The 15,125-nt window shown below is 65.2% G+C and carries 11 protein-coding genes, 1 tRNA gene and 1 pseudogene; 2 read left to right on the top strand and 11 right to left on the bottom strand.

Going from position 1 to position 15,125, the window contains the following annotated elements; genetic code table 11:
• Positions 1–2,018, bottom strand: a 2,018-nt coding sequence (locus tag ABDB81_RS23430) for a diguanylate cyclase (RefSeq protein ID WP_346813733.1), incomplete at its 3' end; no start/stop codon positions are given.
• A 578-nt stretch (positions 2,019–2,596) separates the two neighbouring features.
• On the opposite strand from ABDB81_RS23430, the pseudogene ABDB81_RS23425 reads away from it, so the two are divergent.
• Positions 2,597–4,348: pseudogene (locus ABDB81_RS23425) on the top strand (EAL domain-containing protein); the annotation flags it as partial.
• A gap of 122 nt (positions 4,349–4,470) precedes the next feature.
• Here ABDB81_RS23425 and ABDB81_RS23420 read toward each other — a convergent pair.
• Complete coding sequence (locus ABDB81_RS23420; protein WP_137927024.1) at positions 4,471–4,836, bottom strand: PadR family transcriptional regulator; 366 nt, start codon at positions 4,834–4,836, stop codon at positions 4,471–4,473.
• A 546-nt stretch (positions 4,837–5,382) separates the two neighbouring features.
• On the opposite strand from ABDB81_RS23420, the gene ABDB81_RS23415 reads away from it, so the two are divergent.
• A complete protein-coding gene (locus tag ABDB81_RS23415; RefSeq protein WP_160474405.1) occupies positions 5,383–6,294 on the top strand; it encodes a DMT family transporter in 912 nt (303 codons plus the stop codon).
• 6 nt (positions 6,295–6,300) lie between these two features.
• On the opposite strand, the gene ABDB81_RS23410 is transcribed toward ABDB81_RS23415, so the two are convergent.
• The 9 genes from ABDB81_RS23410 to fdxH all read right to left on the bottom strand — a co-directional run bounded on the left by ABDB81_RS23410 (position 6,301) and on the right by fdxH (position 15,124).
• Complete coding sequence (locus ABDB81_RS23410) at positions 6,301–6,678, bottom strand: hypothetical protein (protein ID WP_160474406.1); 378 nt, start codon at positions 6,676–6,678, stop codon at positions 6,301–6,303.
• Between the two features lie 119 nt (positions 6,679–6,797).
• Positions 6,798–7,241, bottom strand: coding sequence for a ferric iron uptake transcriptional regulator (gene fur / locus ABDB81_RS23405; RefSeq protein WP_137927021.1), 444 nt, complete (start codon positions 7,239–7,241; stop codon positions 6,798–6,800).
• 549 nt (positions 7,242–7,790) lie between these two features.
• A complete protein-coding gene (locus ABDB81_RS23400; protein ID WP_346813732.1) occupies positions 7,791–8,906 on the bottom strand; it encodes a transglutaminase family protein in 1,116 nt (371 codons plus the stop codon).
• A 185-nt stretch (positions 8,907–9,091) separates the two neighbouring features.
• Positions 9,092–9,187: transfer RNA gene (locus ABDB81_RS23395), tRNA-Sec, on the bottom strand.
• A 9-nt stretch (positions 9,188–9,196) separates the two neighbouring features.
• A complete protein-coding gene (selB, locus tag ABDB81_RS23390; RefSeq protein WP_346813731.1) occupies positions 9,197–11,104 on the bottom strand; it encodes a selenocysteine-specific translation elongation factor in 1,908 nt (635 codons plus the stop codon).
• A complete protein-coding gene (gene selA, locus ABDB81_RS23385) occupies positions 11,101–12,540 on the bottom strand; it encodes an L-seryl-tRNA(Sec) selenium transferase (RefSeq protein ID WP_346813730.1) in 1,440 nt (479 codons plus the stop codon). Before selA ends, selB begins: the two co-directional genes overlap by 4 nt.
• Positions 12,530–13,471, bottom strand: a complete 942-nt coding sequence (fdhE, locus tag ABDB81_RS23380) for a formate dehydrogenase accessory protein FdhE (RefSeq protein ID WP_160474409.1) — start codon at positions 13,469–13,471, stop codon at positions 12,530–12,532. The genes selA and fdhE overlap by 11 nt, the downstream gene beginning before the upstream one ends.
• A 44-nt stretch (positions 13,472–13,515) precedes the next feature.
• Entirely contained in the window at positions 13,516–14,160 is a 645-nt protein-coding gene (locus ABDB81_RS23375; protein ID WP_137927017.1) for a formate dehydrogenase subunit gamma, read from the bottom strand.
• Positions 14,147–15,124, bottom strand: coding sequence for a formate dehydrogenase subunit beta (gene fdxH, locus ABDB81_RS23370; RefSeq protein ID WP_137927016.1), 978 nt, complete (start codon positions 15,122–15,124; stop codon positions 14,147–14,149). Before fdxH ends, ABDB81_RS23375 begins: the two co-directional genes overlap by 14 nt.
• Position 15,125 lies beyond the last annotated feature (1 nt).

Here is a 15,125-nt window from a genome sequence, read left to right as displayed (position 1 = left end):
CCGACCTGCTTGACACGGTTGCTCTCCCGCTCGCGGGAGAGGGGAACCAGAAGTTCCTCCGGCCCCATTTCAAACCGTCCCCTTCCCATCGCCTTGGCCCGATACAGCAACACATCGGCCATGCGCATCAATGCTTCTTCTCCGATCGACGCGCCGCAGTACAGGGCCACGCCGATGCTCACATCCACATCGGCCAGGATGCCGTCGAAGTAGAACCGCCGGCCCACCGACTCCAGGATGGCTTCGGCCACGCGCTGGGCGGCTTCCGGCGAGCCGATGTCCGGGAGGATGACCGCGAACTCATCGCCGCCCAGGCGGGCCACGTGGTCCTGTTCGCGCACGCAGCGTCGCAGCCGTAGCGCAAAGGCCTGCAACAGCATGTCGCCGGTGGCGTGTCCAAAGGCATCATTCACGGCCTTGAAGCGGTCCATGTCCAGATAGAGCAATGCCATCAGGCGATGCTCGGCGCGGCTGAGCGCCATGGCGTCCTGCAGCAGGGTCTCGAAGGCGCTGCGATTCTGAAGCTGCGTCAGGTGATCGGTGCGAGAGATGTGCGAGAGACGCAGCGTTTCCAGCTTGCGTTGCGTGATGTCCTGCACATGGATGTGCACGCCCACCACCTGGGTGGCGTCCTCGTTCCACTCGGGCCGGTAGCTGGTTTCCATCCAGTGGTGGGTCGGAAACAGGTACTCGCCTTCGAAACTCACCACGCCGCCTGCGAGCGCCTGCAGCAGATAGGGCCGCGCGCGCTGGTAGCGCTCCTCGCCCAGCAGTTCGCGCACCGTCATGCCGCGCACCTGGTCTACGGGAATGCCGAAGGCCCGTTCGTAGGCCAGGTTGTTGAAGAGGTAGCGCTCGTCGGTGTCGATGAAGGCGAGCAGGGCAGGGAACGTATCGGTGACTGCACGAAGACGGCGCTCGCTGCGCGAGAGTTGCCGGCCGCGTTCGCGAACATCGCGCATCAGGCGGATGAAGGCGCGTGTCACGTCGCCAATCTCGTCACGCTGGGGCCGTTGCGGCAGGCGCTCGAAAGCATCGACGTCGCCGGTGCTGTCGCGCACCACGTGGTGCAGGCGCGAGAGCGGCTCCAGCAATCGGCGTACGGCCAGCCAGATCAACAGCGCCACCACGGCCAGCACGATGCCGGACATCATCAGGAATCGCTGCTGCATCTGGCGCAGCGGTGTGTACGCCTCCTGAGCGGGCAGCACCGCCACCAGCTCCCAACCTGTGGTGGCCATCAATCGCCGTGCGATCACGGGACGCGTAGGCGTCAGGAATTCGAATGCGGAGGCTTTGCCGGTCAGGCCGCAGTTGTCGCCGAACGGCTTGGCCGGCTGCTGCGCTTGCGCGGGCTCGGGATGCTGGATATATACGGGCTGTGCGCCCGCCGAAACCAGGCAGTAGAAGCCGGTGATGCCCAGCCGGTTATGGCCGATCTCGACGAGAAAATTTGGCTTGTCGAGGTTGAGCCAGCCCCCCACCAATCCCATGAATGCACCGGACTCCGCCAGCACAGGCACCACCACGAGCACGCCGCGCGAGTTGTCCGTGCGCGCGCGCAGCGGCGCGGCCACCACCACGTTGCGGGTGCGCTCGGCTTCGCGGAAATACTGACGGTCGCTGACATCGGCGGGCAGCCCATCCATGGTCAGCAACGTGCCGTGCGCATCGGCCACCATCACGGCGTTGAGGGCGGCGGGTACGGGCACTGTCCGTGCCACGGCCTCGCGCAGACGCTGGCGCACCAGATCGGGCCGTGTGTGGGACGCATTGGCCAGGATGCCGCGCAATTGCGGAGCCAGGTGGGCAAGCGTGACGATGCGATCCTCCATGGCCGTATCGAGCTGGTCGGTCGACAGCTTGACGATGGAGTCCTGCTGATTCTGGAGCGCCTCTTCGAGATCGCGGTGGGCGTAGTAGAGCGAGCCCATGACAATGCCGCCACCGAGCACGGCGGCAAGCACCGTGGTGATCAGCGCGAGTCGCGCCTTGAGCGATGGCAAGAACCTGGGCATGCGAAAGAAGGGAACGGGCGCCCGCGTCATGAAGATCGGGCGCCGGTGCTACGTCGGACGCCATCGTAAGCTATCACGGCTCACCCGTTTGAGGCATTCGCGACAAACGAGCCTCCACGCGCTGACTCCGTGCGATTTGCGCGACACTTGCACCCCGCCGGCGCGGCTGGATAGCCCTGCACAGGAACGCCAAGTGCCGTGGCCGTGGCATGGCCGAAGCCGCGAAGTGTGTGTCCCGCCACTGTCCGGGGTGACCGCACTGTTCCGGGCGTAAGGGGGCAGGTTATAGTGCGCCCAACTTGCCAGCCGGGCCGCCCCTTTTTCATGCCGTTCGAAGGCTGGCGCAAGCGTCTTTCCCCCCTTTTCGCGTCGCCAGATTCATGACCTTGCCATCGCTGTCTCCCACCATGCTTGCGCTGCTCGATGCAGCGGGTGGGGCGTTGGTGATGGCCATAGCGCTGGTCGCGGTATGGCTCGGACTCCGCGTAACGAGGAGCCGCCGCGAGGCCCGGCAGCAACGCGAAATGGCCGAACAGGCCAGCCATGCCGAAGCCGTGAACCTGCGTGCGAATCTGGCGCGGGCCGAGCGCAGCGCTGCCACGGCCAGCATGCGCTACGCGCGGCTGCTCGATCAGGCGCCCTTCTGCGTGATTACTTTCGACGCCACGGGCATGATTACGGGCATCAACCGGGCCGGCCAGCGGATGCTCTGGTACGGCGAGCCGGAACTGGTGGGCCGCATGCCCTATGACAGTCTGCATGACGCCGACGAAGTGGCCGCCCATGCGCGTGTGCTCTCCGGGGAGATCGGCACGCCCGTCCTGCCCGGGCTTCCGGCATTGATCGCCAAACCCCGTCTCGGCGTACCCGATGAACGCGAGTGGGTGTACCTGCGCAAGGGCGGCTCGCGCCTGCCCGTGCACCTCACGCTGACGGCGATGACCGATGGCAGCGCCGATACCGGGTTCCTGGCCATCGCGCACGACCTGACCGAGCGCCGGCGCGTGGACGAATACATCCGCCATCTGGCCCAGCACGACGCACTGACGGGTTTGCCCAACCGCACCGAACTGCACGCCCGCACAGAAGCAGTACTGGCCGAGGCGCGCCGGCAGGGCGCTCGCGTGGCGCTGCTGCTGCTCGATCTGGATCACTTCAAGCACATCAACGAGACACTGGGGCACCCCGTTGGCGATGACGTGCTGCGCACGATCGCGGACCGCATTCGCGGCGCAGTGCGTCCGCGCGATGTGGTGGCGCGCATGGGCGGCGACGAATTCGCGGTGGTACTCGGCGGGTTGCGCCACGACAGCGAGGCGGAACTGGCGGCGGCCAAGATCCTGGCGCGGGTCTCGGAAGAGTTGCAACTGGCGGGGCAGTCGCTGCGCGTGACGCCGTCATTGGGCATGGCGATTTTCCCGGACGATGGCAGTACGCTGACCGAACTGCTCAAATCCGCCGATTCGGCGATGTATGCGGCCAAGCGCAGCGGCCGTGCGCAGCTCCGGCGCTTTGCCAGCGAGATGGCCGAGGCCACGCTGGCGCGTTTCACCATCGAGGCACTGCTGCGCCGCGCGCTGGCCGAGCAGGAGTTCAGGTTGCGCTACCAGCCCATCGTTGATGTCGGTACGCTGTCCGTGGTGGGGGTCGAGGCGCTCATTGCGTGGGAAACGGCCGAGCGCGGCACGATGCAGCCCTCGGAATTCATCCCGATTGCGGAGCAATGCGGCCTGATCGGCGCACTCGGTGAATGGACACTGGCCACAGCCTGCCGCGAGATCCAGCAATTGCGCCGCGAGCTGGGGCGCGACATCGACGTAGCGGTGAATATCTCGCCGCTGCAACTGCGCGAAGCCAATTTCCCCGATGTGGTGGCGCGTTGCCTCCAGGCAGCGGACCTGCCGGCCGGTAGCCTGACCATCGAGGTCACCGAAGGGATTCTGGTCGATGGCGGCGATATCACCGTCGAGACGTTCCGTCGCGTGCGCCAGCTTGGCGTCGGGGTGTCCATCGACGATTTCGGCACGGGCTATTCGGGGCTGGGCTACCTGACCCGCCTGCCCATCAGCAAGCTCAAGATCGACAAGTCATTTGTCGATGACCTGGCTGCGCCCGGCCATGACCGGGCCGTGGCGGCGGCCATCATCGCGCTGGGCCACCAGTTGCACCTGCAGGTGGTGGCCGAGGGCGTGGAGTCCCGGGCCCAGCTCGAATTCCTGCGCGGCGAGGGCTGCGACGCGGTCCAGGGCTACCTGTTCAGCCACCCCGTCAGCCTGGACGCGCTGCGCCAGATCCTGCTCGGCGGCAAGGGCTTTGCGCACGCTGCTTGATACGCAGAAACGGGTACGCTTTTCCTCGCCCGCGTTGTTCGTCCTCCCCAGAAAAAACAAAAACCCGGCCAACACGAGTGTGTCAGCCGGGTTTCCGCGAGCGGGGGCGCTCAGTATGCGGTTCAGGAATTCGTGGCGACGGCGGGGGTATTTCCCATCAGGCCGGCGGAAAGGGACGGCATTTCATCGTCCGAGACCGAAGGGTTGTGCAGCCTGCGATACAGCTCGTCGATGCGGCTGCGGCTGCTGGCCAGCTCTTCGCGGCCTTGCTCGGTCAACTGGTAGACCCGGCCGATGCCGTCGCGCAGCACGCTTTCGAGGTAACCCTCCATCTGCAGGGCACGCAACAAGGGGCGTACGGTGCCAATATCCACCTGGAATCCGTACTCCATGAGCATTTCAGCGAGCATGGCCACGGTGGCTGGCACCTCCATGGCAAATTGCATGACGTAGACGCGGGCTAACAAGCCAAGGAACTGTCGTTTCATGAGGCAGGCAACGCAAAACCGGGGCAATAGGTTGACGCGGGAATGCAACGTGCGCGAAACGTCCTACCCCAGGGACGCGCCGCAGTCGCTACGATACGTGGTTTTACGATTTCGCGACGCCAGAAAAAAAAAGAAGCCGCCAGTTGCCTGGCGGCTTGTCGGGAATGCGTCGGAGGGGTCAATTAACTCTGGCGCAGAACAGAGTTTAATGGAATCTAATACGCGATGTCACGTGGTGTGGTATTGCCCCCTCCATCGGTGGGGTAGGACCGTAAGCCACTCGAAAGCGAAATCGCGGCAAAAATGCCACATAAGTGGGTTTTGCCCCATATCCGGGCATGTTCGGCGGCCAACTCGAACACGTGTTCGTCATTGGCGCCGTTGGCAGATGTCCGGAAACAGCGCGCTTCGCGGCCCGGATTGCAGTGAAATCGTATCGGCTCGGGCATTACCCAATTGCCGGAATACAGGGCGGATTTTCGTTTCTGTCGCTCGGCTGCAACAGTATTCCTTGTTGTCTCATCATCATTGCGCCCCCTGGAACCCATGCAACCCATTCAATTGATCCGCCTGCTGTCGCTCTCTGCTATCTGGGGCGCCAGCTTTCTGTTCATCCGGATCGCGGCACCCGTGCTCGGGCCGCTGCCGACCGCCTTTTTCCGCGTGTTGATCGGTGCCGTGACGCTGGCGGCGTGCCTGCCGTTCCTGGGCGTGCGCTGGGACATGAAGGGCAAGTGGCGGGCGGTGATCGTGCTCGGCATCATCAATTCCGGGATTCCCTTCGTGATGTACGCCGTGGCGGCACTCTGGCTGCCAGCGGGCTACTCCGCAATCTTCAATGCGATGACGCCGCTGATGGGTGTGGTGATCGGGGCGCTGTTCTTTGCGGAGAAGCTGACCCGCGCCAAGGCGGCGGGCGTGCTGATCGGCCTGGCGGGGGTGGCCGTGCTGACCCGCACGGGACCGGTGGTGTTTTCGCACGATGTCCTGCTCGGCGCGCTGGCCTGCCTGGTGGCCACCTCTTGCTATGGGTTGGCGGGATTCCTGACGCGCCGCTGGATCACGGCACAGGGCGGTCTCGACAACCGGCTGGTGGCAGCCGGCAGCCTGATCGGCGCCGCGTTGTTCCTGCTGCCGTTCAGTGTGGCGGCGCTGATCCGCGAGAACACCCTGCCGGCCACCGGGCCGGGCCTGTGGGCCGCCATGCTCGGCCTGGGCATGTTCTGCACGGCCATCGCCTACGTGCTGTATTTCAAGTTGATCGCCGAACTGGGCCCGGTGCGCTCGCTGACGGTAACGTTCCTGATTCCGCCGTTCGGCATTGTCTGGGGGTGGATGTTCCTGGGCGAAACGCTGTCGTGGGCCCACGCAGGCGGCATGTTGCTGATCGGCGTGGCGGTCTGGCTGGTGCTCAGGCCGTCCGCGCCGGCGGTGGCACCGGCTGCGGCCCGGTCATAAGGCCAATCAGCGGTTCCACGGACCGCGGTCGTGCTCGTAACGATGCGCGGCGTGGTAGTCGCGATCGTGGAATCGCCGGTACTCGTGGCGATCGTACCAGCGCCGGCCGTCCCAGTAGCGTTCGCCATGCCAGCCGATTACCACAGCCGGTGCAGGCGCCACGATGACCGGCGGGCCGGGGCGATACACGACGGGCGGCGGAGGCGGCGGGGCAACGTACACCGGCTGGGGCGCCACATAGACGGGCGCCGGCGCCACATAGACCGGCGCCACGGGCACGCCGAGGTTGACGTCGACATCGACACGGGCCATCGCGGCAGTGGATACGGCCAGCGTGGCAGTGCCGGCAAGGATCAGGGAAAGGTAGAGGGGGCGCTTGCTCATGGTATTCACCAAGGGTGAGAGGTCATGTCTCCACTCTACCGATGTGGCGTATTACCGTTTGCACGCGTTTGTAACCGCACATGGCGTTTCTGTAAGAAACGTGCGCGTTACCTGGAGGGCTATCCTGCTTGCCCTTGCTGGCACACCGGGCACAGCCCATAGAGCACCAGCATGTGCTCTCTCAACACGAAGTCGTTCTGTGCAGCCACCTGTTTCTGGCGCGCCTCGATCCCTTCATCCTTGAACTCCTCGACCACGCCGCAACCCACGCAGATCAGGTGGTCGTGATGGCCGCCTTCGTTGAGCTCGAAAACCGCGTGATCGGACTCGAAGCTGTGGCGCAGCAGGATATTGGCCTGCACCAGCTGGTTCAGCACGCGGTAGACCGTGGAAAGACCGGCATCGACTTCGTGATCGAGCAGTATCCGGTAGACATCTTCCGCGCTCAGGTGCCGGCGGTTGCTGGTGCGAAATGCTTCCAGCACGTGCATGCGCGGCGACGTGGCCTTCAGGCCAGCGCGCTTGAGAGGGACGGCATCGGAATTCACGGTGGACGTAGTCATGCGGCAGCTCGCGCCGGAACGGGCGCTCGGTTGGTACTCCAAATCGGTGGATCCGGGGCAGGGGCGCTGCGCCAACGCATTCGGTTGGCGGCCCATCTGCCGGGGCTTGACGGAATCAGGCGGGAGTCGCTCGGGCCGGCCCATACTGGATCGCCCCGGACGGCGCGCTGTGCCTGCACGGCGCGCGGAATAAAAAGGTGGCCTGGCTTGTCGCAGGATGACGCGATCGGGAAAACGGGGTCTGGATGTTTTCCCGATCTTCCTGCGACTGGCTACTACCAAACGCTCCGTGTGTCGGAGCGGTCCCCACAAAAGACGGTATCGAACATTGTTGGTGATGGCTGACTTACGCTGCATCCACTACCCAACAACCCTCTGCAATCTGTTCCTGTCCGGTTTCGGCAGTGCCGTGCGTCAGACAGTGAATGGATAGTAAATGGGAATCGATCTCATTTCAAGGGGAATCTTGTTAATTTTTTTGGGCGCGCAGGGATGGTTGGCTCCCCTCTGCCGCTTGTGTACCGCGAAGTGGTAGAGGGGAGCGCGGGGTCAAGCGACCCGGCGCGACGTGATGCGATACCCGGAGGCCGCTGGATCCAGGCTATCGAGCATGCCTGCCACGGTTCTCGTCTGCGGATACATCAGGAAAGGCACCGTGCCACCGCCCGGCAGGCGCACGTCGTGGCCGTGGTTGTAGGCCACCCAATTGCCTTCCCACGCGCCGAACAGCATCGCGCGGGCGGCGCGTACCTTGGCGTCCGTCATCGGTAGTCCGCCCGGGACTTCTTCGAGTGCCACCTTGCGGACATCGGCAGGGTCAGCAGGAATCCAGCCGACGCCGGCCGCGTAGAACTCGGACCGGCAATGCTGCGCCTTGGAGATATCGCCTGCCTTGCCCAGCGCCTTGAAACCGAGCGCGGAAGTATCGACACGCACGCCATAGGCATCGCGTGCCGGAATGCCGGCGGCGCGGGCCAATGCCACGAACAGCCCGTTGATGTCGGCACACTTGCCGTTCATGATGCCGCCAGTCTTCAGCATGGTCACCACGTCGCCGGTGCCGCAGCCACGCACGGCGGCGTCGCGGCAGGTGTGGTCGACCACCCACTGGTAGATGGCCTGCGCCTTGGTCATGTCATCGGTCATGCCGGCCGTGATCATCAGCGCGGTCTTCCGCACGATGCCGTCGGTGGGCATCAACTGCGTAGGGCGCAAGTACTCCTGCAGCGCAGCAGGGGATTCGCGCGTAGCGCGGGCCGAAGGGGCTGCGCCGAGATCGACGTCGCGGTCGCGCAGTGCCACGGTGTTGACCATGCGAGCGGTCAGCGGTGCGCCGGGGGTGGGACGGGGCCAGTCGATGACAACCATGCCCACATCATAGGGGCCGGCACGCGTGACACGGGCTTGGCCGCCCGGCGCGATCCACTCGCTCGACAGGGTCCGCTGGTAGTCACCGAGCCGCGCGGCGGTGACCGGCAACCAGACGGTGGCGGCCCCGGGGGATTCGGGCAGCATGACCTCGGTAGTCATCTCGTAGACGCGCCAGCCCTCGGATGCGGGCGTCGCATCCTTCGAAGCCGTTGCGGAAAATGCCGGCGCCATGCCGCCGGCGCCGATGGAAACCGGAATTGCGGCACCAAGCCGCAGGAAATTGCGTCTGTCCATGTTGCTCCCCTGGGTGTGTTGTTCGGGACCCGAAACCTGCCCAATCGCTGCTCGATAAGCTGCTCATGCATGGTAGGTGACAGGCGCCGAAAACGGAACGTGGGAAACACAGTGGTGAGCGGTTGGCTCCCCTCTCCCATGAAGTGGGAGAGGGGAGAAAACCAGAGGGGAGAAAACCAGAATATTGGCGGAAAGCAGCAGGAGTCGAACCTACCTGGGAACGTCTGGCGCCCCCAACCGGGTTTGAAGCCCGGCCGCATCACCGGATGCGGATGCCTTCCTCTTGATCGTCAGACTTGCCTCGGCATGGGCCGCCATTCGCTGTCGGGCCGCACCATCCGGGCATTTGCCACGCGGCGAGTGTATCCCGCACGGTCGAAGAACTCCAGAATCTGAATGGTGCGTTTGCGGCCCAGGCCCGTTGCATCGCGGTACGCAATCACTTCCACGCGGCCGTGCGATGCCAGCGCACCGAACATCCGGGCGAGCGTTTCAATGGCGTCGTTGTCGTAGAACAGATCGCGCACTACCTGATGCACCGTGCCTTGCCGCGCGAGCTTGCGCAGTAGCTGGCGCACCTGTTCTTCGGGAACATCGAGCGCCGTGGCATGGTCGCGTACCCATGGCGGATCGAACGCGCCCGCCACGACGCGCGGCATCACGCGCGAGGCCAATGCTTGTTCCGCATCGGAGAACACGATGGACTGCCCCGGCAGGCGCAGCCATCCGCCATGCCGCTCGATGGCGCCTTCGCGCAACAGCATGTCGAGCAGGCCAGACCACAGCGCATCGGGCACCGGCGTACCGGCGAATGCCACGCGGCGCAACGATCCGGCAGCGAGGCCGGGTTCATCGGGCATGCGCGCGTGGAAGGACGCCAACGTGTCGAGCAGGCGTGTGCGCTGCGCCGTGAGGAAGGACGGAAGGATCAGCGTGTCATCGACGCGCGCGATGCCATCCGCTAGTTCCCATTCGCCGGCTGCAAGACCAGTCAGCTGCACTAGCCGCTTTTCGTCGATGCCGTGCGGGGCATGGTCGAGCAGTGTGAGCAATCCCGCGCCTTCGCTCACGCGCTGCACGGCGTGCAACCATGCCAATCGCGATGCCGAGCGCCGGTGCCGCTCGGGCGCGACGTTGTCGAGCACGATACCGCCGCCTACTGTCTGCGTGGCCTGTGCGTTGCGCACGATGAAGCGGTCGCCGGCCAGCGCGCAGACGGGCGCGGTGAAGACCAGTTGCGCCAGCGACGTGGCGCCAGCGGTCAGCGCTTCACCTTCGAGCAGCACCACGTTGGCCACGCGGTGCGCCGCGCCAAGATGTACATGCAGCGGCGTCCAGTGACCGAGTCGCGCGCCAGTACCAGGTTGCAGCGACAGTTGCACATCGAGCCGCGTCACCGGGGCCATCAACACCGGATCGACGATCCAGTCGCCGCGCCGGATCTCGCTTTTGTCGATGCCAGCGAGATTCAACGCGCAGCGTTGCCCGGCCACGCCGCTGCCGGATTCGCGCTGCTGCGCATGAATGCTGCGCACGCGCACCGGCAATCCGGCGGGCGCGACTTCCATGACGTCGCCCACATTGACGCGTCCATTGAGGACGGTGCCTGTCACTACCGTGCCATGCCCGGCGAGTGTGAAAACACGATCGACAGCGAGCCGGAACTTGCCACGCGCGTTGCGTATCGGCATATGTTGCGCGGCGTCGTGCAACCATGCGCGCAGCGCGGCAACGCCTTCGTTGTCCGGATCGGTGGCGTTGACGGCGAAGAGCGTGGCACCTGCGTAGGGTGTGGAGGAGAGCAATGCGTCGATGTCCGCGCGCACCGTGACCAGGCGTGCCGCATCGGCACGGTCGGCCTTGGTCAGCGCCACCACGACGCGCGTGACGCCCAGCCGCTCGACGATGCCGATATGCTCGCGTGTCTGCGGCATGACGCCATCGTCTGCCGCGATGACCAGTAGCGCGAGGTCGATGCCGCTGGCACCAGCAGCCATCGTATGGATCAGCTTCTCATGGCCTGGCACATCGATATAGCCGAGCACGTCGCCATTGGGCAGCGGCGTGTAGGCATAGCCGAGTTCGATGGAGATGCCGCGCGCTTTCTCTTCCTTGAGCCGGTCGGTGTCGACGCCGGTCAACGCGCGCACCAGTGTGGTCTTGCCATGGTCGATATGGCCGGCGGTGCCAACGATCATTGGTGCAGCGCCTCGGCCACGGCGGGCCACTGCGCCGCGAAGTCAGCTTCGTCGCCGGGTTCCAGGCAGCGCAGGTCCAGCCACAACGCATGCTCGGCAATGCGTCCGATCACGGGACGCGCCACGCTGCGCAGCGCCGCTTCCAACTGTTGCAGCTTGCGGCCACTGCGCTTGCCCTCTTCGCGTGTACCGATCACCAGCCCATAGCTCTGCAACTGCCCACCCGGCAATGCACCGCTGCCGATCTGGCTGACCATGGGTACGGCGGATACCTGCCATGCATCGCCCAGCGCAGTCTGCACCGCTGGCGATAAACGCTCGGCCATCGCTGCCATCTCGCCGGGCTGCCGTGTCAACAGCCGCAGCGTGGGTAATGCCTGCGCCAGCGTGTCCGGATCGCGATAGCACTGCAATACCGGCTCCAGCGCCGCAAGCGTGAGCTTGCCCACGCGTAGCGCGCGCTTGAGCGGGTTCTTCTTGATCTTCGCGATCAGGTCCGCGCGACCCACGATCATGCCCGCTTGCGGACCGCCGAGCAGCTTGTCACCGCTGAATGTCACCAGATCGGCGCCGGCCTCGATGGTCTCGCGCACGGTGGTCTCGCGCGGCAGGCCCCAGCGCGTGAGGTCGCACAGCGTGCCGCTGCCAAGATCGACCACCACCGGAATGCCATGCGGTTGCGCGATGCGCACCACCTCGGCCACATCCACGCTGCGCGTGAAGCCGGTGATTTCGTAGTTGCTGCAATGCACCTTCATCAGCATTGCCGTGCGCGCACCGATGGCATTGGCGTAGTCGTGCGGATGCGTGCGGTTGGTGGTGCCGATCTCCACGAGCTTCGCGCCAGCGCGCTGCATGATGTCGGGAATGCGGAACGCGCCGCCGATCTCCACCAATTCACCACGCGACACCACCACCTCGCGCCGTGTGGCGAGCGTGTTCAGCATCAACAGCACGGCGGCGGCGTTGTTGTTGACGACGGTCGCGGCCTCCGCGCCAGTCAGCGAGCAGATCAGGTCGGCGATCAGATCATCGCGATCCCCACGGCCGCCGGTTTCGAGATCGAATTCGAGATTGGCCGGCGCGGTCATCGCGCGCATCACGGCTTGCACGGCGCTGTCCGGCAGCAACGCGCGGCCCAGGTTCGTGTGCAGCACCGTGCCGGTCAGGTTGAACACAGTGCGCAGGCGGGGTTGATGCTCGCGTGCGAGCTGCGCGGTCAGCGTATCCACCAGTGCAGACTCCGCAAGTGCCTGACGCGTGAGCGTGCCCGCGATGGCCTGCGCACGCAGCGTATCGAGCAGCCGGCGCAGCGTTGCCGTGGCCGGTGCGCGGCCATACTGCTCCAGTAGCGGTTGCAGTGCGGGCAGGTTGAGCAGCCGGTCTACCGAAGGAAGGTCGGCAGGGCGCGCTGGCATCGAGACGCTATCGTTCATCGGCAGCAACCTCGTCGTCATCGGCAAGCCATAGCAGCGGATTGCCGTTGGGGCGTCCGAAGCCGGCGGCACCCATCATCACGTCGAGTGCGAGAGAAGCGAGGTCATCGGCCAATGGCTCGGCCAATGGATCCTTCTCCATGTAGCTGATCTTGCGGTAGTGATGGCAGGGCTCGCAGGCCTCTGCCTTGAGTGCATCGCCCTGACCTTCCACGGCATAGTACGAGATGCCTTCCGTCGATTCACAGTGGCTGCACTTCACGCGCACCATGTGCCATTCCGTGGCGCAGTGGCCGCAGTGCAGGTAGCGCAGGCTCTGATAGCGGCCACCGATGCGAACGATGCTCGCCACGGGCGGCGTGCCGCATACCGGGCACACCGTGTGGACATCGAGCATCGGCACGTCCTTCTCGCGCAACTGGCTGGCCAGTACCGTGCGATCCAGTTGCAGTGCGGCGATCAGGAACGGCGCGAGCGTGGCTTCCACTTCGACATCGTTGTCGGTCGAAGCGACGCCCAGTAGCGCCTGCAGTTGCGCGCGGCGCGCGTCGGCGGACATCGACTGCAAGCGGGCTATCGGCGCGGCCAGTTCCGGCGCATCGGCATGGGCCGCGATGTGCGCGAACAGCGCATCGGCCCCGCGCAGCGAGATATCGGGCGCGTCGAGCAGCGGCATGCAATGCTCGGTGGCGCGTGCGATATCGGCGTGGGATGGCAAGGGAACGTCGAGCGACTGGGCCACCGCGTGCTGGGCGTCGGCCACGTGGGCCATCAACAGCAGGTACGGGCCAATGGCGCTGCCCGGCGCCAGTTGCCGCAGCCGTGCGGCCCGCGCGGCGAAGATCTCCGCGCGGTCAGGCAGACGCACGCGCGCAATGGCAACGTGGTCGATCGATTCGATTTCTGCCGGCTCCAGAATGCGCTGCACCATCGTTTCGTCCTTTGGCAAGCGCCCCGGAGTGACCGGCAGCGCTGCTATTTGTCGCCTGGCCGGAATGTCTCGCGGAACCAGGCGCGGTGATGTTTCCAAGCCCAGCCCGGCGTGACCGTGCCGCGCGTCATGGCCTGCACCGATCCCTTGACCCAGACCGCTGCATAGATGTGCACGATGATGCCGCATATCAGCAGGAATGCGCAAACCGCATGCACGACCGATGCCAGCCGGATGGCCCAGATCGGAAACAGGAAAGCGAAGTAGGCGCGCCACATGACGATGCCGCTGGCCAGCAACAGCACCAGGCACGCCACCATCACGAAGAACAGCAGCTTCTGCCCCGCGTTGTAGCGGCCCACCTCGGGCACGTTTTCCTCGCGGTTGTTCAGTACCTCGCGGCCATGGCGCAGCCATTCGCGGTCGGACCACGTCATCAGGTTGTGATGCCAGAACTTCACCGCAAGAATGGCGAAGGCCAGGAACATCACGATACCGATGAACGGATGCAGGATGCGCGTCCACGTGCCGCCGCCGAACAGGTTGCTCAACCAGTACATCGACGGGTGGAACAATGCGAGCCCGGACAGCGCCAGCAGGATGAACGTGAGCGCCACGATCCAGTGATTCGTGCGCTCTCCAGCGGAGTAGCGTCGGATGAACGCTTCGCGTTGCTTATCGATTCTCATCGCGGACCTCCTCGGGTGGCACGACTTCATCGGGTGTCCCGCGCGGCTTGGGGCTGTCGCGCCCGCTGCGCACGATCTCATCCTCGGCTGCTGCTTCGTCTTCCGGCCCCGTCTCGTTCGGACCCACGCGGATGTAGTGGAAGAATCCGGCCACCGCCGCCAGCGCCATGCCGGCCACGGCCAGCGGCTTGGCGATGCCCTTCCACAGGCTCACCAGCGGGCTGATGTGCGGGTCCGCGGGCAGGTTGTGATAGAGCGTGGGGTCGTCCGCGTGATGCAGCACGTACATCACGTGCGTGCCACCCACGCCGGGTGGATCGTAGAGACCGGCCTTCTGGAAGCCGCGCGATTTCAGGTCGACCACGCGTTCCTCGGCGTGCGCAATCATGTCGGTCTTGGTGCCGAACACGATGGCGCCCGTCGGGCATGTCTTCACGCACGCAGGCTCCTGCCCCACGGCCACGCGGTCCGAGCACAGCGTGCATTTGTACGCCTTGTGATCGGTCTTGGAGATACGCGGAATGTTGAACGGGCAGCCCGTGATGCAGTAGCCGCAGCCGATGCAGTGTTCCTCGTGGAAATCGACGATCCCGTTGGCGTACTGCACGATGGCGCCCGGGGACGGGCATGCCTTCAGGCAGCCCGGGTCCTCGCAATGCATGCAGCCGTCCTTGCGGATCAGCCATTCCAGGTTGCCGCTGTTGGGGTTCTCGTACTCGGCGAACCGCATCAGCGTCCACGTATGCTCGTCGAGATCCGCCGGGTTGTCGTAGACGCCCACGTTGGTGCCCACCTCGCCGCGCAAATCGTTCCACTCCATGCACGCCGCCTGGCATGCCTTGCAGCCGATGCATTTCGTGGTGTCGATCAGCTTGGCCACGCTGCCGGTGGCGGGCTGGCGTGCGCTGGGCGATGGCGTGGTGGTGGCCGATCGCCGAACGATGTCGAGTGACTGTAGTGCCATG

Source organism: Cupriavidus sp. DL-D2, from assembly GCF_039710735.1.
Taxonomy (GTDB): domain Bacteria; phylum Pseudomonadota; class Gammaproteobacteria; order Burkholderiales; family Burkholderiaceae; genus Cupriavidus.
Note: the sequence above shows the minus strand (reverse complement) of the source record. Positions and strands in the feature narration are given on the sequence as shown.